Origin of the sequence: Leucobacter luti, from assembly GCF_050310065.1 — a bacterium.
Lineage (GTDB): Bacteria > Actinomycetota > Actinomycetes > Actinomycetales > Microbacteriaceae > Leucobacter > Leucobacter luti_B.
The window spans coordinates 1,021,612-1,046,275 of the sequence record NZ_CP190007.1 but is presented as its reverse complement, the minus strand read 5'-3'; the positions used below and the strand labels follow the sequence as shown (position 1 = coordinate 1,046,275).

Here is a 24,664-nt window from a genome sequence, read left to right as displayed (position 1 = left end):
TCGGCCGCGCGGGCGGGAAACGCAAGAGCGGGTGGGACCGAAGTCCCACCCGCTCTTGTCGTCTGCGGAGCGTCAGAGGATCCGACGCTCCGAGCACGTCTTCATCGAAGTCTTAGCCGAAGCGAACAACGCCGCTGGGCTGCCCGTCGAGGAACGCGCTCGCGACGACGGTCTGGTTTCCACCGTATCCGCCGTGCACGGCCTGTCCGTTGCCGATGTACACGGCAACGTGGCGACCCGACCAGACGAGGATGTCGCCCGGGGCGTAAGCGCCGTTGGTCACCTGCGTGCCGCCGAGAGCGGTGTACTCACCGATCTGGGTGCCGAGGTCACCGGCGGGAACGCCGATCGCGCGGAGCGAGCGCTCGACGAGCGCCGTGCAGTCCTGGAACTGGCCGAGCTGAGCGAGCGCAGCGCTCACGATGCCCTGCGCGCCCGAGCCGGCGGGAACGTCAGCGCCCTGCTGCTGCGACTGGGTGTTCGCCTGCCCGTTGTTCTGCTGGTTGGTCTCGGTGTTGGCGTTGCGCTGCGCCTCGGCGGCCTTCTTCTCGGCCTCGGCGGCAGCCTTCGCTGCGGCCTCCTCAGCGAGGATGTCCTCGCCGACCGCCCCATCAGGAGCGGAGAGCGGCAGCACCTCAGCGTCGACGTTGACCGTCTTGAGGGTCTGAGTCTGGGTGAAGCCGTCGGGAGCGCCCTCGGGATCCGGGGTCACCGCGTAAGCGGGGAGACCGAAGGTGCCAACCATGCCGAGGCTGAGAGCCGCGGCCCCTGCCATCTGAGCGAAACGCTTCGTCTTCGTGGATGCCGGCTTGGCGGCGTCCTCCGCCAGTGCGATATCCGTGGTGGGGTTCTGAGTCACGTGACTAATCTGCCTAACCTTTGATTGCCTGGTTTTCTTCATGCTCGAGGATGGTCCTCGGCCACAACGCGTTCAAGGCTAACCGAAGATCACGGGAATGTCACGCTCAGGTCACGAAACCCTCAATGCGACTTGAAACTTCGCGCATTCCAGGCCCCGGATCGGGCCCTCCGACAGTACAACTGTCTCGACGCCGAGCGATCCGCCCCGCCCCGCTCTGCCCCGCCCCGCTCCGCCCCGCCCCGCTCCCGGCTGAGTTGACCCAAAGTATCCCCTGGAACGCAGAAGCGCACAGTTTGGGTCAACTCAGCGGGAGGTGCGGGCCGATCCCGCCCCAGCTCCCGGTTGAGTTGACCCAAACTCTCTCCTGGAACGCAGAAGCGCACAGTTTGGGTCAACTCAGCGGGAAGTGCGGGCCGATCCCGCCCCAGCTCCAGGTTGAGTTGACCCAAACTCTCTCCTGGAACGCAGAAGCGCACAGTTTGGGTCAACTCAAGCCGCCAAGCCGCCGAGCCGCCGAGCCGCCAAGCCGCCAAGCCGCCGGATCAGATGACGCCCTGCTCCAGCACCGCCTGGGCGACCGTCACGAAGGCGGCAGAGTTCGCCCCAACGACATAGTCGCCGGGCCGGCCGTAGCGTTCCGACGCCTGGTACGTCGCCTCGTGCACGTCGCGCATGATGCCGTGCAACCGCGACTCGCTCTTGTCGCGGTCCCACCGGGAGCGGGCCGCGTTCTGGCTCATCTCGAGCGCGGAGGTCGCGACGCCGCCGGCGTTCGCCGCCTTGCCCGGCGCAAACAGCACCCCGGCTTCCTGGAAGATCTCGACGGCCTCGGGGGTCGTCGGCATGTTGGCGCCCTCGGTGACGGCGCGCACCCCGTTCTTGACGAGCGAGCGCGCGGCGTCGGCGTCGAGCTCGTTCTGGGTCGCGCACGGGAAGGCCAGTTCACCCGGCACGTCCCAGACCGATCCCCCGGCGACGTATCGCGCGCCGGGCCGGCGGGCGGCGTACTCGGAGATGCGGGCGCGCTCGACGCCCTTCACCTGCTTCAGGAGGTCGAGGTCGATCCCGGCCTCGTCCACGATGTATCCGGCCGAGTCGGAGGCCGTGATGGCGCGGCCGCCGAGCTGCCCGATCTTCTCGATCGCATAGGTCGCCACGTTTCCGGATCCGGAGACGACCGCGCTGCGGCCCTCGATGCCCTGGCCCGCGCGCTGCAGCATCTCGTCGGCGAAGAACACGGCGCCGTATCCGGTCGCCTCGGTGCGCACCTCCGCACCGCCCCAGCCGACGCCCTTGCCCGTGAGCACGCCAGCCTCGTAGCGCTGCGTGATCCGGCGGTACTGCCCGAAGAGGTAGCCGATCTCGCGGGCGCCGACGCCGATGTCGCCCGCGGGAATGTCGGTGTGCTCGCCGATGTGGTGCACGAGCTCGGTCATGAAGGACTGGCAGAAGCGCATGACCTCCGCGTCGCTCTTGCCCGTCGGGTCGAAGTCGGATCCGCCCTTGCCGCCGCCGATCCGCTGCGACGTGAGCGCGTTCTTGAAGATCTGCTCGAAGCCGAGGAACTTGATGACCGACAGGTTCACGGTGGGGTGGAACCGCAGTCCCCCCTTATAGGGGCCGAGCGCCGAGTTGAACTGCACGCGGAAGCCACGGTTCACCTGCACCCGGTTCTGATCGTCGGTCCACGGGACGCGGAAGATCAGCTGGCGCTCCGGCTCGACGAGCCGCTCGAGAATGCCGGCCTCGATGAAGGCCGGGTGCTCCGCGAGCACGGGCTCGAGCGACTCGAGCACCTCCTGTACGGCCTGCAGAAACTCCGGCTCACCCGCACTCCTCCGCGCGACGACTTCTGCGACGGCGGCGAGGTGGGCTTCAGGTGTGGGCAGTGTCAACGTGCAACTCCTCGGTGTATCAACTCCATTGGGATAGCCCGGGATCGGGCGGGTGATTCGAAACGCGACCGCGCGGAACCCCGCGCAGCCGCGGGAACCCGCGGGTGCTACTGCGAAACGAAGATGTGCAGGGCGACCTCGACCGGCAGGTCGAGCGCCTCGCTGGAACCCTCGACCTCAACATGGACCATGTCACCGCGCTTGGTGAACGTGGCCCTACCACCGGGGAGCACCCCGGCTGAGGCGAGCTGTTCAAGAAGTTCAGGATCCGTCTGGACTGGCTCCGCAAGCCTGCGGATCCGCGCCGTGACGGGCTCATCGGGGTCGGTGAGCAGTTCACCGAGGCCGACGACGCCGGCCTGGAAGGAGCCGGCGCGCTGCGCGCCGAGCTCATCGAGGCCCGGGATCGGGTTGCCGTACGGGGACTCCGTGGGGTGGCCCAGGATCCCGAGCAGCTTGCGCTCGACGCGCTCGCTCATGACGTGCTCCCAGCGGCAGGCCTCCTCGTGGACGTAGGCCCACTCGAGCCCGATCACGTCGGCGAGGAGTCGCTCGGCGAGGCGGTGCTTGCGCATGACGTGCACGGCCTTGGTGCGACCCGCGGTCGTGAGTTCGAGCCTGCGGTCGTCCGTGACGACGACGAGACCGTCGCGCTCCATCCGGCCGACCGTCTGCGAGACCGTGGGACCGGAGTGGCTGAGGCGCTCGGAAATGCGCGCACGCAGAGGAACGATGCCCTCCTCCTCGAGCTCGAGGATCGTGCGCAGGTACATCTCCGTCGTGTCGATCAGGTCCGTCATCGCCGTCCTCTCTCGCGTCCAACGTCCAGCTTAGAGCATGCGGGGCCACGGCTGTCGCTTGCCGTCACGCTCACGGCGGACTGTCAAGCGCCGGTAGAATCGAGCCATGGCCGACATTACGATCCCCACCGAACTCCTGCCCGCCGACGGTCGCTTCGGTTGCGGCCCCTCGAAGGTGCGCAGCGAGCAGCTCGCGTTCCTGTCCACACTGCAGCCCGGCGTGCTCGGCACCTCGCACCGCCAGGCCCCCGTGAAGGACCTCGTCGGCAGCGTCCGCGAGGGGCTCGCGGAGCTGTTCCGCGCCCCCGAGGGCTACGAGATCCTCCTCGCCAATGGCGGCGCGACCACGTTCTGGGATTCGGCCGTCCACTCGCTCATCGAGCGCCGCAGCCAGCACCTCGCGTTCGGCGAGTTCGGGGCGAAGTTCGGCAAGGCGGCGGCCGCCGCCCCGTTCCTCGAGGCGCCGGATGTGCGCCAGGCGGATCCGGGATCCCGCTCCGCGACGGAGCCCGTCGAGGGCGTCGACGTCTACGCCTACCCGCACAACGAGACCTCGACCGGTGTCATGGCGCCGGTGCGGCGCGTCACCGGTGATCCGGGCGCGCTCACGGTCGTCGACGCGACGAGCGGCGCGGGCGGCATCGACTTCGACGCGAGCGAGGCCGACGTCTACTACTTCTCGCCGCAGAAGAACTTCGCCTCCGACGGCGGGATCTGGTTCGCGCTCGTCTCGCCCGCGGCGATCGAGCGCATCGAGCGGGTGACGGCCTCGGGCCGGTACATCCCCGAGACGCTGAATCTCGCTGGCGCGATCGAGAACTCGCGCAAGAACCAGACGCTCAACACCCCCGCGCTCGCGACGCTCGGGATGATGGATGAGCAGGTGCGCTGGATCAACGCGCAGGGCGGGCTCGCGTGGGCCGCGGCCCGCACGGCCGAGTCGTCTGGCGTGCTCTACGACTGGGCCGAGAATACCCAGGTCGCGACCCCATTCGTCGCGGATCCGGATCACCGCTCGCAGGTCGTCGTCACGATCGACTTCGACGACAGCATCGATGCGGCTGCGATCTCGCAGGCGCTCCGCGCGAACGGGATCGTCGACACGGAGCCCTACCGCAAGCTCGGCCGCAACCAGCTCCGCATCGCGACGTTCACCGCGATCGATCCGGACGACGTGCGGGCGCTCACGGCCTCGATCGACTACGTCCTGGAGCGCCTGGCCTAACGCCCCACCTCGCCGGTTCTGCGCTGCATGTGCGAATTATCACGGATAAATCACACATCGGGCGCAGAACCGGCAAGGGGCGTTGGGGGGCGGCCCGCCCAGGCGACGTAGGAACCGAGGCCGACGAGCGCGCCCCCGAGCGCGACCGCCCACCAGGGGAAGCCCGGGATGTCCGGCGCCTTCCCTGCGTTGTCGATGTCGGCCTGTGGCGTCGGCAGGATACGCTCCCCGGTGACGAGGATCCGGTGGCTATTGATGCCGAGCGGCGTGCAGGTCACGAGCGTCACGAGGTCCTCGCCCGCGACCGGGAACAGCGTCTCTGTGTCCTCGGGCTCAACCACGCGGGTGTCGGTGACCTGGTAGCTCAGCACCTCGCCGAACACCTCGATGGAGAAGCGGTCCCCGACGCGCACGCGGTCGAGGTTCGAGAACAGCTCGGCGCTCGCGAGACCCCGGTGGGCGGTCAGCACGGAGTGCTGCGATCCGCCCCCGACGGGAAGCGAGGTGCCCTTGAGGTGCCCGACGCCCTTTTCAAGCGTCGCGTCCGACGTGCCGTGATAGATCGGCAGGTCCAGCTGGATCCCGGGCACGCGGAGCCGCCCCATCGCCCCAGCCGCGTCTCCCCGCAGCAGCCCCTCGTACTCTGCGTCGGCGCTCGAGGCGCCCTCCGAGGTGGGCGCGTTCGCCCCCGCCTTCAGCTGCGCACCGCTCACGAGCTGATCGTTGTAGGCGCGCGCCCTGGCGAGCTCGGCCTGCCGGTCGCCACCCGGCTCGGCTGAGACGGCGCTCGAGACCTCACGGATCACCCTCGACTGGTGGTACTGCGACCACCAGGACGCGGTTGCCGGGTAGAGGAAGAGCAGCAGACCGATGAGCGCCACGAGCGCCGTGATGAACGCCGCCCAGGGAAAACGCCACCGGCGCCCGTCCCCCGCCTGCTGCGACGGGGGGCGAACGCCGGTGAGCGTGTCCATTCCTGAGGCGTCCCTCTGATTACAGCTGCGCTGCTGCGCGGCGCTTGCGTGCCACGAGCGCGCCGCCGCCTGCGACCAGGATCAGCGCGAGGCCGCCAGCGAGGAACATCGCGGTGCCGGTCGAGCCGGTGAGCGGCAGCTCAGGGCCGTCGGCCTGCGTGTTCGTGATGGAGACCGAGACGGCCGTGCCCTCGGCGTTCGACGTGACGTCGACACAGGTCCACGGATCCGTCGGCAGGACGTACCCGGCGGGCGCCTTCGTCTCCTTGAGGCAGTAGTTCTCGGTCTTGTCCGTGCCGTCACCGACCCAGACCGCGTCAAAGTTGATCTCGCCGTTCGCGTTGGTCGCAACCGCCGGGTACACGAGCGTGGTCTTGTCCGCCTTGTAGAGCTCGAACTCCGCGCCCGCGAGGGTCGCGTCGTTCTTCGCGCTCGTCTTCACGACCGTGATCTTGCCCCAGTTGGTCTGCACGGGGCCGACCTCGGTGTTTACGCCGTTCGTGTTGCGGAGCGCGGTGTTGACGATCTCTCCCGCGCCGTTCACCTTGGTGACGAGCTCGATCGTGTAGGTCTGGCCGACCGCGACATCCGCGAGCGTCGGCGTGACCGTGACCGTGTTGTTGTTCGCGGTCGTCGGCGGATCGAGCACGTAGTCGGTGCCCGCGGTCAACGTGACGCCGTTCCGCTTCACCGTCGTCGTGGTCAGCTCGAGCCGGGGATCCAGCTGGTCGGTGATAGTGAAGGCGGTGATGACGTTGCCGACGGCCGGGCGCGGCACGACCGCGTTGATCGTCCACTTCACGGTGTCGCCCTGCTTCACTGCACCGTTCGAGTCCAGCGTCTTCGTTGGCTCATCCTTCAGCTGGTTCTTCGGGTAGACGTGGACGTCGTAGATCCACTCGCCCGTCGTTGCGTTCGGGTACGGCACGGAGACGAGGAACGGCTGCGCCGCCGCAGCGATGTTGTTCGGCCCCGGGGCGGTCTCCGTTACGAGGTACAGCCCGAAGGGCAGGCTCGGGATCGCGATCTGACCGTTCGCGTCGGTCGTGAACGGCGAACCTGCGATCGGCACGCCCGTGTAGTCGCCGCCGAGCGCGGGGGTCGCGCCCGCCGCCTGATCCCAGCCGGCCGAGGTCGTGAGGTCGATCGGCGTGCCGGCGAACGACACGCGCTGGACCGAGAACTCTACCCCGGCAAGCGTGGCGCCGAGCGCGGAGGTATCGGCGATCTGGGTGCCGTCTCCCGCGGTGCCCGCGTTACCCGCGTGCTTGTGGATGGTGAGCGTCCCGCTTGTGCCCTCGATGTTGCCGACCACGGGGGTCGGTTCGGCGGCGTTCGCGGTGCTCGCGAACGACCCCGCGCCGAACAAAGCCAGCGCTGTGGCGGCGAGTGCCGCGAGGGCTCTGCGCCCGGGTCCTCTGCGCTCGTTTCGAATCATGTTCTCGTTCCTCCTCGTTCGGGCTGATCCGTGGATCGCCCGGGTTGGCCTTTCGATAGGTGCGTTGTGTTCTTTCCCTGGACGGAGCTGCCGGTTTCCTCCCCGATTCACAGCAGCATCCGAGCTCTCTGCATCCTGCGACGCTGCAGGATGAAGCCTCCGCCGACGGCGAGCACGGCTACGATCCCGCCGCCGATCCAGAGCGCCTCGGCGCTCACCCCTCCCGTGAGGGGAAGTGTCGGACCCGTCGCCGGGGTGTTCACGAAGCGGTAGAAGTCGTGCTCCCCCGCGCCGACCTGCACGTTGAGCGTGCCGTCCGAGGCGAAGCCGACGTCCTCCCAGGAGGTCCCGTTCCACTTCTGCACCGAGGTCAGGAAGTAGGCGAGGGAGGTCCCGCCGGCCACGGACTCCGACAGCTTGTAGCTGTGACCTGGGCGGACCTCAACGACGGTCTGCGCGCCCGTGCTCGGGTTCCCGGAGGCGGATCCGGCCCACGTCGCGGTCGTCAGGCCGGCGATCCCGCTCGCTGGGGCGCCCGTGAGCGTCCACTGCGACGGCGCCTGGGTGCCGCCCTCGACGTCCTTGAACACCGTGAGCTTTGCCGTCTCGTTGTGTACGACACAGGTCACGTTCTGGCCGATCGGGACTGCGATCTTGGCATCACCGTCGAGGGCGATGGGAACGTCGCTGCCGCCGCGACGCGTACTGCACTCCCAGTCGCCGCTCTGCGTGTAGGTGTTGAAGCTCGCCGCGGCGGACTCCCCGAGGCCGTAGGCCGCGCCCGCGGTCACGCTCTTCTTCACCGAGCCCGTTCCGGTGTAGTTGCCCTGCGGGCCCGTCGCGGCGCCGGAGGGCGCGGTCGCCGTGAGCTGCCAGGACGACGCGGGGGCGGATCCGAAGTCCACGACCTTCTTCAGTTCGAGCGTCTGATCGCACGTGACGGTGTTCGTGATCTCGAAGGTGTTCGCGCCGACCTGCAGCGTGGAGGTGGCGGGCACGTCCTGCGACACCGTCTGCCCGTTCTGCTTCGTGAGCTTCTTCGACACGAGCATGCAGCCGGGCAGCTTGGCGCTGTCGACGGCGGCCGTCTCGCCGATCTTCACGGAGTCGACGGACTTGTAGTCCGAGCGGGCGATCCCCCACGCCTGGCTGGTGTCGCCTGCGCCGTTCGGTCCGCTCAGTGTGAGTTGCGAGGTCAGGCCGTCCGGCAGCTGCCCCTCGTCCCCCGGCAGGTGATACGTGCCGGTCACCGTGCCGCCCGCGTCCTTCACCACCCAGGTCTTCGTCACCTCGACTGTGGCGCTCTGGTCGGGCGCCCGGTTGTACACCGTGCAGTTCACCGTCTCCGTGCTGGGGGCCTGGATCCTGAAGCCGTTCGCAGGATCACCGATCGGCACGACGTTCGCGCCAGTGTTCAGGTTCGTGCATACGGCGTTGTGTCCGTTGACCGGCACGATCGTGTACCCCGCTTGCTGGGTCTCTGTGATCGTGAGCGGCGCGCTCGTCGTGCCGCCGATGAAGCCGAGCGGGAAGGCGACGGTGCCGGTGTGGTCGCCGGTCGTGGTCTGCGCTGGCGGTGTGGGCAGCGTCAGTCCGGGACCCGCGTCCGAGGCCGTGAAGGTCCAGCCTTCCCCAGCGGGCTGCGCCCCCGCGATCGAACCGGCGGGGGCCGTGTTCGGAACGATCATCTTCGTGACCGTGACCTGGCCAGCGCAGGCACCGAGCGCAAGATTGCGCAGCGTCTGCCCGACGGCGGCGTAGTCGGTCGTCTGATAGTAGTCGGATCCGGCCGCCTGGCCCGAGATCGCCCGAAGATTGAGTGCGTTCGCCGCCCCCGTTGCGCCGTCGCCGACGCCGAAGGCGATGACGCGGGTCCCCGAGGACTTCAGGAGATTCGCCGAGAAGATGCCGTTCTCGGTGTGGATGAAGCTCGTGGAGCTCCCGCTGCCGCCGGCCCCGAAGGTCGTCGGGTTGCCGTCGGTGATGACGACAGCAATCTCATAGTGGTTCGCCGCCGTGTTGGCGGCCGCGGGAACCGAAAGTCCCAGATCCCAGTTGGTGCTGCCGCCCGTGGCCCAGCCCGAGTACTGTGCCATGAACGCGTCAGCCTGCGCCTGCGTCGACACGGAGGTGAGCGCCGGGAAGTTCGCGGTGGCGCCGGAGGCCGGGCTCGTGCTCGCGAAGGAAAAGAGCGACATGCGTGAGGGGGTGCCCACGAGCGCGTTCGTGAAGGCGTTCGCCGCCTGCTTCAGTTGCGGGAGCGAATCCGCGACCGAGCCGGAGAGGTCCATGATGAGCGCGACGTCGACCCCGCAGCCCTGCACGAGCGAGGGGTTGGTGCGCGACTGCTGCCACGTGCCGCCGGAGGTCGTGTAGTTGCTCCCCGACGCCATGAAACTGCTGCCCGAGGTGTAGGTCGCCCCGGAACGGAGCTGCGAACCCGTGAGGAAGCGGTAGTTGCTCGCGGATCCAGCGCCGCCGGACCCGCCCGTGCGCAGTTGCGGGTTCATGAACCAGCCGGCCGGCACGGACTGCTGGACGACCCAGAATCGCTGGTCGTAGTTCGCGCCGCCCGCGCGAGTGTCCGGGACGCTGAAGGTGCAGAGTCCCGTCGCGTCGGAGACGCAGCGTGCCCACCCCGCGCCGTCGCCCGCGACACCGTCCGGCCTGGTGCCGCTCGGCGCGCTGTTGGCGTTCGTGTTCAGATGGAGGACGACGCCGGCGAGGCTCGTCAGCCCGGAGGTGCCGACCCGGTCGCCGCCCGTGCGCACCACGATCTGCGCGGGCGGTGGGACCGAGAAGTCGAAGGCGCCGAAGTCGTGCGTCTGCGGGCCAGCGCCGTTGTTCCACGCGCCGCCGCTCGGGATCTCGCGGGAGTCGGTCGAGACCGGAACGTAGCCTGCGGGGCCGGTCGCTGCGGACACCCGGTACCGCGTTCCCGGGGCGACCGGAGTGCCGGACGGAACGTCCAGGTACTTCACTTTGAACGTGCCGGGAGCCGGATCGATGTCAAGACCCGCGCAGGGCCCGGACGTGCAGTCGGCGACCTCTCTGATCGTCCCCCAGCCCACCATGCTCCTGGGTTGCACGTTGAATGTCGCCCCGCCGAGCGGCGCACCCGCGTCGTCGGTCGCGGTCCAGACGAGCCACGGCGGCGTGGGACTCGCGAGGGCGAAGTCTCCGAAGTTGAAGCCGTTGTTCGCCCATGCGCCCGGTGCGGGAACGCGGATGTTCGAGCTCTGCGCGGGGATGGCCCGCCAGTCCACGTCGGTGAAGGTGTACCCACTCGGCGCTGCGGTCAGCCGCAGTTGGTAGCGGCTGCTGGTGGAGAGCGATGTCGCCGTGGCGGTCCGCTGAACGACGAACTCCCCCGGGTCGGGGTCCAGGTCGGCAGCGGTGTACCCGGGCTGCCCGGTGTTGTCGGGAACGGTGAGTGTGCTCCCGCTCGTCCAGCTGTTGGTATTGCTGTCGCTCTGGCCCGAAGACTTCGGCCCCCGGAACTCGAAGGTCGTGCCGGGCACGAGCGCCCCGTTCTCGTCCTTCGCGGACCAGGAGACGTAGGCGCCGCTCGGCGGCACGTCAGGCCCGACCGCGAAAAGTGACACTCCGGGGCCAGCGACGCTCGAATCGCCCGTAGGATCCTGCGTCGTTGCGTGCCCGGCACCCTCAGAACCGCCAGAACCGTCGGCGCCGCTCTCCCCGGCTCCAGTTTTCCCGCGGCCGGGATCCTCGGTCACCGGATCCGTGGCCTCGCCGGCCGGATCCTGCACCGGCTCCGTCACGAGCGACTCGATCGGATCGGAGTCCGCGCCGGCGACCGGGAGCGACCTCGGCCCGACCCCCTCGACCGGGGAGCCGTCGCCGAGCGCGACCGTCGTGACGCGGAAGACCTGCGCGGCAGCCACATCGTGCTCGGTTGCGCCGTCGGCGGCATCGAGCAGCTGCTTCACAACGATCGATCCGGCCGCCGGATCGAGATCCGCGCCCGCGTAGTCCGCCTGGCCGACGTTGTCGACGACGAGCGCCGTGAAGGCCCCGGCCCACTCGACGTCGCTCCCGACCGCCGACTCGTCGCGCGGCCCCTCCACCCGGAAGGTCGCGCCGGGCGCGACCCCTCCGTCGGCTGACAGGGCACTCCACCGCAGCACTGGCGGCTCGGGCGCTCCGTCCGCGGTCGCGGCAGGAGCCGGCGCGGGATCCACATCCGGAGCAGCTGGTGAGACAGGATCCGGGGTCCCAGACGCGGCCTCGGCGTCAGCCGAGGCACCTGCGGCAACCTGTCCCGGAGCGACGGGCTCTGGGGCGGCCGACTGCGCTGCGGGAGTGGGCTGCGTTACGGGCGTCTCGGCAGCGGGACTCTGTGCCCCGGCCGTCGACCCCGGATCCTGAATCGTGGGCGCCTCCGCGAGCGCGGGAGGCGATCCGAGGAGCACCAGCACGCAGGCGGCGAGGCCCGCGACGAGCTGCTTCGCTCCTCGCAGTCGCTCTCCCCCGGGTGTGTTCCCCATCCGGGATCGCCGAGGCACGCCGTGCGCCCCATCGCCCGATCCACCTGCAGACCTCTTCGCCAGCCCCATGGCGTTTCCCCTCGCGTCGCGGGGCCCTCAATAGCGAAATCACGAGAATCACTTGAACTCTCGAGTTCCCCCGCCCCACGGATGAACCTAGGGATCCGAGGCCTGGCGCGGGATCCGGGAAAACTACCTATTTTGAACGGAGTGCAAGTTCCGTTTTCGCCCGAAAATACGAAAACGCCCGCGCACTCGATGTGCGCGGGCGTCCTCCAGGAGGTTATTCCTCCTCGTCAGCGGCCCGTTCCGGATCCGACTCGGCGTCGTCGTCTTCGTCGTCTTCGTCCTCGTCTTCGTCGTCCGAGTCATCGAGGTCGAACTCGTCGTCACCGGCGAGGTCATCCTCGTCGTCCTCGTCCTCGTCCTCGTCGTCTTCGACGTCCTCTTCGTCGCCGTCGAGATCGTCGACGTCATCGTCGTCGACGTCTTCGTCGTCCGAGTCATCGTCGTCCGAATCGTCGTCGTCATCGTCGTCGTCGTCGCTCTCGATGTCGACTCCGTCGAGCTCGTCGTCGTAGTCGCTGAAGTCGTTCTCCATGAGGTCATCCTCGGGATCGACCTCGTCCTCATCGCTCAGCTCCTCCGCGGCGGCTTCCGCGGCCGCGGCCTCCTCCGCGGCCTGCCGCGCCTGGGCCTCGCGATACTGCGCGAGACGCTCCGACCACGGCACCCAGTCGGGGGCGACGACCGCACCCTCGCCCGGCAGCAGCTCGACCTCGAGCACCGTCACCGGCGCGTCCTCGTCCACCTTCGCGAGCGTCGCGGCCCAACGCCAGCCGGGGTATCCGCGCAGCCTGCACTCGAAGAACAGTGTGACCACGCGCTCCTCGTGCGCCTCGAACCCGTCATCCGAGCCGATCGACTGTGCGTCGGTGATCTCGGCGAGCGCGGCGCGGGCCTGATCCCGGGCCGCAAGCAGCGCCGGGTCGGGATCCGGGGCCACGATCGGCTCGGCGGCCTCAGTGGCCTCAGCAACCTCGGCATCCTCAGTGACTTCCGTCACAGCACCCTCCTCGGGCTCAGTGGCCTCGGACTCAGTCGCCTCGGGCTCAGTCGCCTCGGGCATCGTCGGATCAGACATCGAAGTCGTCCGCAACGCGGCGGAGCATCGTCGCGACCTGGCGCGACTGGTTCCGCTCGGGGTACTGGCCGTTCTTCAGGCGTCCGCCGAGCCCGTCGAGGAGCTTCACCAGGTCCTCGATGATGATCGACATCTCATCCGCCGACTTGCGGTTGCGCTTGGCGAGCCGCGGCGTGTCGATGATCCTGACCGACAGCGCCTGCGGGCCCTTGCGCCCGTCGGCGACGCTGTACTCCAGCCGCGTCCCCGTCTGCACATCGGCGCCCTCGGGAATCACCGAGGCGTGCAGGTACACCTGAGCACCGTCATCACCCTGGATGAAGCCGAAGCCCTTCGCCTCGTCATAGAACCTGACCTTGCCGTTCGGCATGCCTCGTCCCTCTCCGTTCCGGCGGCGCGCTGGCCGCCCGCGCGTGCCGGCGGTACAGATGTCCCGCCTATCTCGCCAAGTCTAGTGGCTGGGCCTCCGTGGCCGGGCAGGCACGAACGCGGTAAAATGGAGAGGATGTCCACAGAACCCAGCACCCCATCGCTCCTCGAGCGGATCCTCGCCTACGCGTCGTTGTCCATCATCGTCGTGGCGCTCCTCTCGTTCTTTGCGACGCTGATCATCGGGCTGAACGATCGCGAGGCCATGGCCGAGGGGCTGTGGCCTTTCGTCTACGGCATCTCCCTCATCGGCCTCCCGATCGGGTTTGTCCTCTTGATCACCCTGCTGATCGTCAGCCAGGCCCGCCGTCGCGCCGAGTTCAGGCGGAACTCGGGCGACTGAGCCCAGGCCCATGATGAGCGGCACGCTCGCACTCGCCTCCGCCATCGCCGAGATGGATCGGAGCGAGCTGCGCGCCCTGGTGCTCGCCCGACTCACGCAGGCGCCGGCCTCGGTGCAGGACCCAATCGGGCTCGCAACCGAGCTGCTGCGCGCCGAGTCGATCCAGCGCGCTATCGCACGCCTCGACAGCGACGATCTGCTCGCGCTCGCCAGCCCGGCGTCCGCGGCATCGCGCCTCCCTTCGCTGCGCAACCTCGGCCTCGTCGGGCTCGCCGACGGGGGTGCGGTCGCGCTCCCGGAGGTCGTCGCGGCGATCACCGAGGGGCTCGGGCGAGCGGGCCGCGATCTCGATTCCCTGCGCACCCGGCGCGGCCCGCTGCCCGGCAGGTCCGTCGCCCGGGATCCCGGCACCTGGTACGACACGGCGCTCACGGCCGTCGGGCAGTGCGCCGAGTGCCTGCGGGCCGCCCTCGCCCAGCCCGTGAGACTCAACCGCTCCGGCGCGATCGCCGTCGCGGGTGCGCGCATCGTCGCGGAGGCCACCGGCATCGACCCTGAGCGGGTACCCGAGGCCTTCTCCGCACTCGGCGCCGCCGGTCTCACTGTCAAGATCCCGGATCAGCAACTGCTCGTTCCGTCGGCGACGGCGCACGAGTGGCTCAATGCCGGTCGCGTGGAGCGCTGGGTCGCCCTCGCGCACGGCCTGCTCCAGCGCCTGCATGGCCCCGTCATGGCGGCCCTCGAGGAGACTTCCGCGCGAGGGGCCGCTGGCGATCCGGCGTTCGACCTGCGACTCGCGGTCGAGCTGCTGCCGAGCAGGTTTCCCCTGCTCCCGGAGGAAGAACTCACGGCGGCGGCGGCGCTCGAGGCCGAGGCCGAGACCCTCGGCCTCACGGTCGACGGGATGCTCGCAGAGCCCGCCCGCCTGCTCCTCGAAGGCCGGGAACCTGAGGCCCGCGCGGCGGCGGAGCGGGACATGCCCGGCCTCGCGCCCGGAGTCTACGTGCAGCCCGACCTCAGCGTGATCGTGCCCGGCCCGCTCGCCCCCGCAGATGAGGCGGCACTCGCCGCGCTCACGAGCCCCGAGCACATCGGGATCGCCTCGACGCTCCGCGTCACGGAGGGCGCGGTTGCCGACGCATTCGAGCGCGGGATCTCGCTCGACGAGGCCCGCGCGACCTTCGAACGGCTCTCCCTCACGGGCATCCCGCAGCCGCTCGAATACCTGCTCGGCAACCTCGCGGAGCGAGTCGGCAGCATCGTCGTGAGCGAGCATCACGGCGAGGCGGGACGCACCCGCATCGCCGTCTCGCGGCCGGCGCTCGCGCAGACCCTGCTCGTCGACCGGGCGCTGCAGCACCTGCAGTTGCACCTCGTCCCCGAGCTCGACGACGCGATCTACACCCGGCTGCGGGCCGACCACGTGCTCGCGGCGCTCGCGGACGCGAGATACCACGCCTCGGCAGCACTCTCCCCGGCGCTCTCCGCGGCGACCGCGGGCGGATCCGAGTCGGGATCCGGGTCGGGATCAGGATCCGGCACCGGATCAGGCGCCGTCGCCACGGGCAGCATCGACCCAGCCGTCTCCGACACGGCCCCCGTCGCGGCGGACACGATCCCGCTCACGAGCCTCAGCGGCGCGCGTGAGCCGCGCCGCCGCACCGCGGCGCAACTCGAGGCGCTCGAGCAGCTCGCAGACCGGGTGCACACGGCAGCCCGCTCCGAGCCGGGCACCGGCGACTTCACCCGCCGGATCGAGCTCGCGATCCGAGAGCGCAGGCCCATCCTCGTGACGGCCGAGGCCGCGGGGCAGACCCGAGAATTCACCCTCCTGCCGCTTTCGGTGACCGCAGGCAGGCTTCGGGCCTCGGATCAGGCGGCCGGGGTCGAGCGCACGCTTCCCATCGGGATGATCACGGCGGTCGAGGCCGTCTGAGCGCGCGCGCCCGGGGGCGACCTCACCCCCTCCACGCAGGGATGCGACGGTAGAATTGGCAGTTATGACTCTCGGCCCGCTTATCGTCCAGAGCGACCACACTGTCCTCCTCGAGGTCGCGCACCCCGAGGCGGAGGAGGCGCGCCACGCGCTCGCCGTGTTCGCGGAGCTCGAGCGCGCCCCCGAGCACATCCACACCTACCGCGTGACGCGGCTCGGCCTGTGGAACGCGCGGGCCGCAGGGCACACCTCCGAGGAGATCCTCGACACCCTGAACCGCTACGCGAAGTTCCCGGTCCCCTCGGGTGTCGCGAGCGAGATCGAAGACACCATGCGACGCTACGGGCGCCTCACCATCGAGCGGGACGACGAGGGTGCGCTCGTGCTCCGCTCCGATGATCCCGCGGTGCTCCGCGAGGTGTCGAGCGCGAAGAAGATCGCGCCGCTCCTCGGCAACCGGAGCGACGAGCGCAGCTACCCCGTCGAGGCGTGGGCCCGTGGCGAGCTCAAGCAGCAGCTCGTCGCGCGCGGCTGGCCGGCCGAGGACCTCGCGGGCTACACCCCCGGCGAGCCCTACGAGATCGCGCTCGAGGAGAAGGGCTGGAGTCTCCGCGACTACCAGGCGAAGGCGGTCGAGGCGTTCGAGCGCAGCGGATCCGGGGTCGTCGTGCTCCCCTGCGGAGCGGGCAAGACGATCGTCGGCGCGGCCTCGATGGCGGCGGTCGGGGCGAAGGCCCTGATCCTGGTCACGAACGCGGTCTCCGCGCGGCAGTGGCGCGACGAGTTGCTCCGGCGCACGAACCTCACCGAGGAGGAGATCGGCGAGTACTCGGGCCAGGTCAAGGAGATCAAGCCGGTCACGATCGCGACCTACCAGATCCTCACGAGCCGCAGGAAGGGCGAGTACGCGCACCTGTCGCTGCTCGACGCGCAGGACTGGGGCGTCATCGTCTACGACGAGGTGCACCTGCTGCCGGCGCCCGTGTTCAAGCTCACCGCGGACCTGCAGGCGCGCAGGCGCCTCGGGCTGACGGCAACCCTCGTGCGCGAGGACGGCCGCGAGGGCGACGTCTTTAGCCTCATCGGGCCGAAGCGCTACGACGCTGCGTGGAAGGACCTCGAGACGCAGGGCTTCATCGCGCCAGCGAGCTGCTTCGAGGTCCGCATCGACCTCACGGAGTCGGAGCGCATGGACTACGCGGTCGCCGAGGATCAGGATCGATACCGGATCGCCTCCTCCACGATCGTGAAGCAGCCCATCGCGAAGCGGATCATCGAGAAGCATCCCGACGAGAGCGTGCTCGTGATCGGCCAGTACATCGACCAGCTCGAGTCGATGGCGGAGGCGCTCGGCGCCCCGCTCATCACGGGCCAGACCCCGGTCGACGAGCGCGAGCAGCTCTTCCAGGCGTTCCGCGAGGGCACTGAGCGCATCCTCGTCGTCTCGAAGGTGGCAAACTTCTCGGTCGACCTGCCGGACGCCTCCGTCGCGATCCAGATCTCGGGCTCCTTCGGCTCGCGCCAGGAGGAGGCGCAGCGCCTCGGCCGCCTGCTCCGCCCGAAGTCGAACGGCCAGACCGCTTCGTTCTACACCCTCATCGCGCGCGACACCGTCGACCAGGACTTCGCCCAGAACCGCCAGCGCTTCCTCGCCGAGCAGGGCTACTCCTACTCGATCCTCGACGCCGACGAGATCTGAGCTGGGCCGCTGGGGGTTCCTGCCACGCGCTGGAAACGCGACCCAACACACCCCTCACATTTCCAGCAGGTTCATAGCAAACGATCAGAGACTGAGGACATGAACACACAGCACAAGGGACCCAGGATCCTCATCGTCGACGACGAGCCCAGCATCCGCGAGCTGCTCAGCACGAGCCTGCGTTTCGCGGGCTTCGGTGTTCGTGCCGTCGCGAATGGGGCGCAGACCATTTCGGCCGTCCTCGAGGAGGAGCCCGACCTCATCATCCTCGACGTCATGCTTCCCGACATGAACGGGTTCAGCGTGACGAAGCGGCTACGCACGGCGGGCTACACGGCGCCCATCATCTTCCTCACCGCAAAAGACGATACCGAGGACAAGGTCGAGGGCCTGACAGTCGGCGGCGACGACTACGTGACGAAGCCGTTCAGCCTCGACGAGATCATTGCCCGGATCAAGGCGGTCCTGCGGCGCACCATCCAGGAGGACGAGGACTCGGTCCTCACAGTCGGCCCCATCACGATGGATCAGGACACCCACGAGGTGACGGTCGACAACACCTCGGTCGAGCTTTCGCCCACCGAGTTCAAGCTGCTCCGCTACCTCATGCAGAACGCCAACCGGGTGCTCTCAAAGGCGCAGATCCTGGATCACGTGTGGGAGTACGACTTCAACGGGGACGCCGGCATCGTCGAGTCCTACATCTCCTACCTGCGCCGCAAGCTGGACCCACTGACCGAGGAATCGCTGATCCAGACGAAGCGCGGCTTTGGCTACATGCTGAAGACTGAAGCGAAGTAGGGTGGCTCGCTTCGCGGATCGCTGGGCCGACGTCTCGCTCCGCACCAAGATCACCGGGGTTACCGTATTCATCCTGTTCCTCGGCTTGGTCGTAGCGGGCGTCGGCACGCTCTCCGTGCTGCGCCCCACGCTCGTCCAAAACCTCGACACCACGCTCAACCAGCTGCGGAAGAACCCCTCGCCCGCGCTCGCCTCCGACGTGTCGAACGGCACGCTGACCAGGGACGCAGTGCTCTACGCGAGCTCGCAATACTACGTGGCGATGCTCGACGCGGACGGCAACCTCCTCTACGACAACTTCGACAACGCCGCCGACCGCGCAAACCTCGCGCTCCCCGTGGTCCCGAAGCTCGCGCTCGACGGCAGCGCGACGCGATCCCAACCGTTCAGCCTCCGCGGATCCGACGGGGTCGAGTGGCGCGCGGCAACGACCCTCGTCGTCATCGAGGGCCAGCCGAGCGGCTCGCTGCTCATCGCAACCACAACGGCCGGCGTGAACCTCGTGGTCGCACGCTATGTGATCATCTTCACCGGGTTCGGGATCGCCGTGATCCTGCTCGGCGCAGCCCTCACGCGACTCCTGGTCACCGCCACGTTCCTTCCGCTCGCAGAGGTCGAGAAAACCGCACTCGAGATCTCGCGTGGCGACTACTCGAAGCGCATCCTCGTTTCGAGCCCACACACGGAGGTGGGCCACCTCGGCGAGTCGCTCAACGTCATGCTCGACCGCCTCGACAGTTCGCTCGAGGACCGGGCCCGCACGATCGAGCGCATGCGACGCTTCATCGGCGACGCAAGTCATGAACTGCGCACCCCTCTCGTCTCAGTCCGCGGCTATGCGGAGCTCTACCGTATGGGTGCGCTCCGCGAGGACGAACAGGTCGGCCAGGCCATGGAACGCATCGAGAAGGAGGCCATACGGATGACCTCGCTCGTCGAGGACCTCCTCGCGCTCGCCAGGCTCGACGAACGCCGACCGATCGAACTCAAGTCACTCCCACTCAACCGTCTCGCCGAAGACGCTGCCCTCGACGCCCGCGCCCAGGCCCCCGACCGGGTCGTCACCGTCGTGGAGGACCCGCGCGCGCCACGCGTTCTGGGCGACGAGCACAAGGTGCGCCAGCTCATGACCAACCTTCTCGGCAACGCGATGCGGCACACCCCCGAGGGTTCCCCGATCGAGATCGTCGTCTCCACCCCGCCCCAGAATCCGGACGCAACGCCCGGCACCGCGGCACGGCCCGCCGGGGAACGACGCTCCGCTCCCGCGAACACCGATGCCGCGCCTCCGTCTTCGCCCGACGACCCCCCGGTCGCCTCCACGAGCGCCACAGCGGGCGCTGCCGAGGCCGCAGCCCCGCAGACAAGCCCACTTCCCGCCGTGCGGCTCGCCGACGGAGTGCCGTTCGCGCGGTTCGAGATCGTCGACCACGGCGAGGGCGTGCCCGAGCAGATCAGAGACAAGATCTTCGGCCGGTTCTGGCGGGCGGACTCCTCCCGCAACCGGGAGACTGGCGGCTCCGGTCTCGGTCTCGCGATCGTGAAGTCGATTGTCGACGCTCACGGAGGCAAGGTGAGCGTGCACGAGACGCCAGGCGGTGGGGCGACCTTCCGCATCGATCTGCCAGCGGCGTTCTCAGAGCCCGCCGGACAGACCACGCACGAATCATGACGCGCCCCGCTCTCGCGGGCGAGCGGCCGGGCCGCGCGCGAGAGCGTTCATGATGAGCTCCTGAGCTCTCTGCCAGTCGTGCACGAGCTGGCGGTAACCGAGCCGAATGACACTCATCCCCCGTGCGAGCAGCTCGGCATCATGGGTCACATCTGATTCGCGCTGCGCACCGACGTGGTGCGACCCATCAACCTGCAGCACGAGCCACCCGTCGATCAGGAAATCCACGCGCCGACCGTGCACCCAGGCCTGCGCGACGACCGGAAGCTGGAGCCACCTGAGCCGAGCCCGCAGCATCGACTCGAGCCCCGAGTCCGAGTACGGGTGAGCCTCGTGCAACAGCCGTCGCGCGGCGGGCTTCAGCGGAAGCTGCCTCAGAAATTCGATATCGACGAGCCCCTTGTTGAGCGCCGACTCCCACACGGCGAGGGCGGCCTCGAAGGGCTGACACGCCGCCACATAGCCCAACACGTTTTCGATGGGGTCGACGAGCTGATCCGGGACTCTCTGCACGAGCGGCTCGCCCCAGTGCACCCTGCAGGCAGCGGCCGTCGCGTTTGCGCTCCACGCGCGGGCCCCGACGTGGGGCTCAGTCTCCTCGAGCACCCACAGGCCGAGACGCCTCGCCTGGGTGATGCAGCTCAGAACGTAGCCGTCTCGCGCCGCGGCGACGAGCTCGGGATCCGCCTGGGGCAGGGCCACCCAGCCTCGCGCCGGCCGCACGAGTGATCCCGCCGCGACCGCGCGCGAGACGAAGTATCTGCTGTATCCACGATCCGACAGCGTGCTCGTGCGGGCAACCCCGCCGAGTCGTGCGACCTCAAGTTCTGGATTCATGCACTCAGTGTGCGCTCCGATCCGGCCCCGTGGGGAGGCCATGGCCAGAATGTGGAGAACTCTTCCGAACGGGCCGGATCGGCAGGGCTGTGGACAAAAATCGGCGTCGCGCTCGCCGGCATTTCTGCGTTCAAAGGCAAGAATTTGGGCATCCAGGCGCGCTGAGCGCAGAATTCCCTCGGAGTGCAGCACCGCCGCGGCGGCACCCACAGACGACAAGGGGGCCGCGCCCGAAGGCGCGACCCCCTGCACTGCGCAGCGGACTTAGAAGTCCATGCCGCCCGTCGGGTCAGCCGGAGCGGCGGAAGCCGGCTCGGGCTTGTCGGCGACGACGGCCTCGGTGGTGAGGAAGAGGCCGGCAATCGACGCGGCGTTCTGCAGCGCCGAGCGGGTCACCTTGGCGGGATCCAGGATGCCCTGGGCCGCGAGGTCGCCGTACTCCCCGGTCGCGGCGTTGAGGCCGTGGCCGAGCGGGAGGCCCGCGACGCGATCCGCGACGACGCCGGGCTCGAGGCCGGCGTTGAGCGCGATCTGGCGCAGCGGCGCCTCGATGGCTGCCTGGACGATCTTGGCGCCGACTGCCTCGTCACCCTTGAGGTCGAGGCCGTCGAAGACGTCCTTGCCCGCCTGGATGAGCGCGACGCCGCCGCCGGGCAGCACGCCCTCTTCGACGGCCGCCTTCGCGTTGCGAACGGCGTCCTCGATGCGGTGCTTGCGCTCCTTGAGCTCGACCTCGGTCGCGGCGCCAGCCTTGATGACGGCCACGCCACCCGCGAGCTTCGCGAGGCGCTCCTGGAGCTTCTCGCGGTCGTAGTCGCTGTCGGTGTTCTCGATCTCGCGGCGGATCTGGGTCACGCGGCCCTGGATCGCCTCCTCTTCGCCACCGCCCTGGACGATGGTGGTCTCGTCCTTGGTGATGATGACCTTGCGCGCGGTGCCGAGCATGTCGAGCGTCGCGTTCTCGAGCTTGAGGCCGACCTCCTCGGAGATGACCTGGCCGCCGGTGAGGATCGCGATGTCCTGCAGCATGGCCTTGCGGCGATCGCCGAAGCCGGGAGCCTTGACGGCGGCCGACTTGAAGATGCCACGGATCTTGTTGAGCACGAGAGTGGCGAGCGCCTCTCCCTCGACGTCCTCAGCGATGATGAGGAGCTGCTTGCCCGACTGGATCACGGGGTCGACGACGGGGAGCAGGTCCTTGATGTTCGAGACCTTGCTGTTGACGATGAGGATGTAGGGATCCTCGAAGACCGCCTCCTGGCGATCCGCGTCGGTGACGAAGTAGGCCGAGAGGTAGCCCTTGTCGAAGCGCATGCCCTCGGTGAGCTCGAGCTCGGTGCCGAAGGTGTTCGACTCCTCGACGGTGACGACGCCCTCCTTGCCGACCTTGTCGATCGCCTCGGCGATGAGCTTGCCGATCTGCTCGTCGGCTGCCGAGATGGACGCGGTTGCCGCGATCTCGTCGGTGGTCTCGATCTCCTTGGCGTTCTCGAGGAGCTTGGCCGAGACAGCCGCGACGGCCTTCTCGATGCCCTTCTTGATCGCGATGGGGTCGCTGCCGGCTGCGACGTTGCGCAGGCCCTCGCGCACGAGCGCCTGGGCGAGAACGGTTGCGGTGGTGGTGCCGTCGCCAGCGACGTCGTCGGTCTTCTTCGCGACCTCCTTGACGAGCTCAGCGCCGATCTTCTCGTAGGGATCGTCGAGCTCGATCTCCTTCGCGATGGAGACACCATCGTTGGTGATCGTGGGGGCGCCCCACTTCTTCTCCAGAACGACGTTGCGGCCGCGCGGGCCGAGCGTCACCTTGACAGCGTCGGCGAGCGTGTTCAGACCCCGCTCAAGCCCACGACGTGCTTCCTCGTCAAACGCAATGATCTTTGCCATGTAATTCGCCCCTCCCGGACGGTCTCAGTGTGATGGGCACCGCGCCCGGGCCGTGGCTCGAACGCGGAGGTTTAGCACTCAGTCGGATCGACTGCTAAGAACAATCTTGGCACTCCCCCACCCCGAGTGCAAGCGATCTCGCTCGCGCTCAGCGAACAGTCGGTGACGCCCCCCGGAACGGGAAGGGCAACCGGTCGCCCCTCCCCCGCGCGCGGACCCGGGCTCCGGAGCTACTGCCCCTCGGTCCCGGATCCCTGCGAGCCTCCTGGGCTCGTTCCCGCGGTGATCTCATTCGCCAGATCAACGCCGGGCCCGGCGTAGTCGACCCCAATCAGCACGATAAGGCGAGCCTGGTAGTCGCCGTAGTCGGTGGTCGCAAACGTCGAAATTCCGCCGAGTTTCGCCGCGAGCCCCTCGGCCGCGGCCGCGTCGGCCTCATCGCGATAGAAGACTGCTGAAATCTGGACATCCGACACTTCAGCACTGCCGGAGAAGAGGATCTGCCCCCACTGCTCCGCCGTGATCGTCTGGTCCAGTGCGGCCGCGAGATTCGGAATCTCGGTGCCATTCAGCACCGCGATGGTCGCCGTCGGGTCGAGCTCTGGCACCTCCTTCGTCGCCGCACTGCTCCGCGTCGGCGACGGCACCTTACCCGTGCTTCCGATGCTCTGGACAGCCAGGATGCCAATGCCGGTGAGCAGGGCAAATCCCAGGAGAGCCGCGATGAGGTACTGCCAGATATAGCGCGGTCTCGGGGTCACGCGGTGCGCCCCCACCCTGCGGGATCGCTCGACCCGGTCGAAGCGGTCCTCCGGGTACTGCTGGCGAGACTGGCGACGTGCCGTCACGTCTTCGCTTTGTCGCGCCACGCGTTTCCCCTCGATCGATTCACAGTGCGGCCACCCCAAGGCCATCCGGCACTAGCGTACAGGCGGTTTCCTGCGGGGGCGATGTGGGCCCGCCGCGTCTGGTTCGCCGCGATCCCTACTTCAGCGAGTCAGGTGCATAGATGGCGCGCGCGAGGCCGTCGATCACGTCGGGGATGCGCGTGCCGCCCGCGAACAGGATCGTATCGTCCACATCCACGATGCGACGGTGCTTCCCCGCCTCAGTCAGAGCGATGCTCGGCTGTGCGGCGAGCAGCCCGTCGACCCCTCCCGCGCTCTCGAGCCCCTTGGTCATGACCAGGATCACGTCGGGGTTCATGCCGATCAGCGCTTCCTCGGTCATGGGCTTCTCCCCGACCCAGCCGACCTCCTTGGCAACATCGACTGCCCCGATCGAACGGATCAGGCTGTCGACCCCGCTCCCCTCACCGAACAGGTAGAAGATGCCCGCGGTGCCGCGAACGTACAGGAAGGCGACGCGGGGCTTCTTCTCCGCATCGGCGGGGACCAGCGCACTGATTTCCTTCTCCTTATCGGCGATCGCCTGCTTCATCGTCGCGATCACATCCTCGGCCGCGGGCCCGACGCCGAGGGCATCGGCGACCTGCTGCGCCGTGCGGAAGCTCGTCTCGGGGTCGATCGCACGATCGACCGTCACGACGGGGATTCCCGCATCTCGCAGCTGCAGCACAACGTCAACGGGACCGATGCTGCCGTCGGTAATGATGAGCGACGGGTTGTGCGAGAGCACGGCCTCCGCGTCGACCGAGTGGCCGTCCTTCGTAACGATCGGGATGTCCTCGGAGCCCGCGAAATTCGTCGAAATGTCTCGGCCCACGATGTTGTCGCTCATCCCAAAGGCGTTCACCAGCTCGCCCACGGATCCGCTCAGCGAGAGCGGGATGATTCGCGTGTTGTCCTCGACCGTGACCTCGGTGTCGCCCGAGTTGTCATGGGAGGTGACCGTGACGGGGAGTTTGGCCTTCGGGGCCTTGGCGAGCGGCGGGATGCTCGGGCCGCCGATCACCGCCGTGGTCGGCCCCTCGTAGGCCGTCGGATCCTCGAGCGGCGTGAGCTCGGCGAGGGGCGGCAGCGCAACCGCCTCAGCACCGTGCACACCGCCGCCGCTATCGACCCCGGTCTGGCACGCTGCCAGCCCGAACCCGAGAACTGCAACGACCCCCACGACAACTGCCCCGCGAACCCGCGCCCACTTCATGTCGTAACCCTTCGTCTGATGAATAACTGTTTAAGCCTAACCCAACGAAGGTATGATGTTCCTCGGGCTTCTCCCATGTTCATCCCGTCGCGCCGGCATGCCCCGGTCCGA

The 24,664-nt window shown here is 68.7% G+C and carries 18 protein-coding genes; 6 read left to right on the top strand and 12 right to left on the bottom strand.

Features of this window, described 5'->3' with window-relative positions; all coding sequences use genetic code 11:
• Positions 1-112: 112 nt before the first annotated feature.
• The 3 genes from ACOPJ3_RS04740 to ACOPJ3_RS04730 all read right to left on the bottom strand — a co-directional run bounded on the left by ACOPJ3_RS04740 (position 113) and on the right by ACOPJ3_RS04730 (position 3,557).
• Positions 113-859, bottom strand: coding sequence for an NlpC/P60 family protein (locus tag ACOPJ3_RS04740; protein WP_427870687.1), 747 nt, complete (start codon positions 857-859; stop codon positions 113-115).
• A gap of 545 nt (positions 860-1,404) precedes the next feature.
• Positions 1,405-2,757 (bottom strand): NADP-specific glutamate dehydrogenase, encoded by a 1,353-nt coding sequence (gdhA, locus tag ACOPJ3_RS04735; RefSeq protein ID WP_427870686.1) that lies wholly within the window; start codon positions 2,755-2,757, stop codon positions 1,405-1,407.
• Between the two features lie 107 nt (positions 2,758-2,864).
• The gene (locus ACOPJ3_RS04730; protein WP_427870685.1) at positions 2,865-3,557 is read right to left on the bottom strand and encodes a metal-dependent transcriptional regulator; all 693 of its coding nucleotides are present in this window, start codon (positions 3,555-3,557) and stop codon (positions 2,865-2,867) included.
• 106 nt (positions 3,558-3,663) lie between these two features.
• Here ACOPJ3_RS04730 and serC point away from each other — a divergent pair, with 106 nt between their 5' ends.
• The gene (gene serC / locus ACOPJ3_RS04725; protein WP_427870684.1) at positions 3,664-4,782 is read left to right on the top strand and encodes a phosphoserine transaminase; all 1,119 of its coding nucleotides are present in this window, start codon (positions 3,664-3,666) and stop codon (positions 4,780-4,782) included.
• Positions 4,783-4,832: 50 nt separating this feature from the next.
• Here serC and ACOPJ3_RS04720 read toward each other — a convergent pair whose 3' ends face one another.
• From ACOPJ3_RS04720 to ACOPJ3_RS04700, 5 genes are all read right to left on the bottom strand, one after another.
• Positions 4,833-5,756, bottom strand: a complete 924-nt coding sequence (locus ACOPJ3_RS04720; protein WP_427870683.1) for a class C sortase — start codon at positions 5,754-5,756, stop codon at positions 4,833-4,835.
• A 19-nt stretch (positions 5,757-5,775) separates the two neighbouring features.
• Complete coding sequence (locus ACOPJ3_RS04715; protein ID WP_427870682.1) at positions 5,776-7,194, bottom strand: SpaH/EbpB family LPXTG-anchored major pilin; 1,419 nt, start codon at positions 7,192-7,194, stop codon at positions 5,776-5,778.
• 107 nt (positions 7,195-7,301) lie between these two features.
• Positions 7,302-11,702 (bottom strand): VWA domain-containing protein, encoded by a 4,401-nt coding sequence (locus tag ACOPJ3_RS04710; RefSeq protein ID WP_427870681.1) that lies wholly within the window; start codon positions 11,700-11,702, stop codon positions 7,302-7,304.
• Between the two features lie 283 nt (positions 11,703-11,985).
• On the bottom strand, positions 11,986-12,846 hold the full coding sequence (locus ACOPJ3_RS04705) for a DUF3027 domain-containing protein (protein ID WP_427870680.1): 861 nt from the start codon (positions 12,844-12,846) through the stop codon (positions 11,986-11,988).
• Complete coding sequence (locus ACOPJ3_RS04700) at positions 12,839-13,216, bottom strand: cold-shock protein (protein WP_427870679.1); 378 nt, start codon at positions 13,214-13,216, stop codon at positions 12,839-12,841. The genes ACOPJ3_RS04705 and ACOPJ3_RS04700 overlap by 8 nt, the downstream gene beginning before the upstream one ends.
• A gap of 135 nt (positions 13,217-13,351) precedes the next feature.
• On the opposite strand from ACOPJ3_RS04700, the gene ACOPJ3_RS04695 reads away from it, so the two are divergent.
• From ACOPJ3_RS04695 to ACOPJ3_RS04675, 5 genes are all read left to right on the top strand, one after another.
• On the top strand, positions 13,352-13,618 hold the full coding sequence (locus tag ACOPJ3_RS04695; RefSeq protein WP_427870678.1) for a hypothetical protein: 267 nt from the start codon (positions 13,352-13,354) through the stop codon (positions 13,616-13,618).
• Between the two features lie 10 nt (positions 13,619-13,628).
• The gene (locus ACOPJ3_RS04690; protein WP_427870677.1) at positions 13,629-15,554 is read left to right on the top strand and encodes a helicase-associated domain-containing protein; all 1,926 of its coding nucleotides are present in this window, start codon (positions 13,629-13,631) and stop codon (positions 15,552-15,554) included.
• A 64-nt stretch (positions 15,555-15,618) separates the two neighbouring features.
• The gene (locus ACOPJ3_RS04685) at positions 15,619-17,253 is read left to right on the top strand and encodes a DNA repair helicase XPB (protein WP_427870676.1); all 1,635 of its coding nucleotides are present in this window, start codon (positions 15,619-15,621) and stop codon (positions 17,251-17,253) included.
• 99 nt (positions 17,254-17,352) lie between these two features.
• Positions 17,353-18,054 (top strand): response regulator transcription factor, encoded by a 702-nt coding sequence (locus tag ACOPJ3_RS04680; protein WP_427870675.1) that lies wholly within the window; start codon positions 17,353-17,355, stop codon positions 18,052-18,054.
• A 1-nt stretch (position 18,055) separates the two neighbouring features.
• Complete coding sequence (locus ACOPJ3_RS04675; RefSeq protein WP_427870674.1) at positions 18,056-19,726, top strand: ATP-binding protein; 1,671 nt, start codon at positions 18,056-18,058, stop codon at positions 19,724-19,726.
• Here the strand turns inward: ACOPJ3_RS04675 and ACOPJ3_RS04670 are convergent.
• From ACOPJ3_RS04670 to ACOPJ3_RS04655, 4 genes are all read right to left on the bottom strand, one after another.
• Entirely contained in the window at positions 19,721-20,563 is an 843-nt protein-coding gene (locus tag ACOPJ3_RS04670; protein ID WP_427870673.1) for a type IV toxin-antitoxin system AbiEi family antitoxin domain-containing protein, read from the bottom strand. The genes ACOPJ3_RS04675 and ACOPJ3_RS04670 overlap by 6 nt on opposite strands.
• Before the next feature lie 264 nt (positions 20,564-20,827).
• Positions 20,828-22,447, bottom strand: coding sequence for a chaperonin GroEL (groL, locus tag ACOPJ3_RS04665; protein WP_427870672.1), 1,620 nt, complete (start codon positions 22,445-22,447; stop codon positions 20,828-20,830).
• Positions 22,448-22,677: 230 nt separating this feature from the next.
• Entirely contained in the window at positions 22,678-23,295 is a 618-nt protein-coding gene (locus ACOPJ3_RS04660) for a LytR C-terminal domain-containing protein (protein WP_427870671.1), read from the bottom strand.
• A 136-nt stretch (positions 23,296-23,431) separates the two neighbouring features.
• Positions 23,432-24,553 carry a heme/hemin ABC transporter substrate-binding protein gene (locus ACOPJ3_RS04655; protein WP_427870670.1) on the bottom strand — a complete coding sequence of 374 codons (1,122 nt, stop codon included), beginning with the start codon at positions 24,551-24,553 and terminating at the stop codon, positions 23,432-23,434.
• Between the last annotated feature and the right edge of the window lie 111 nt (positions 24,554-24,664).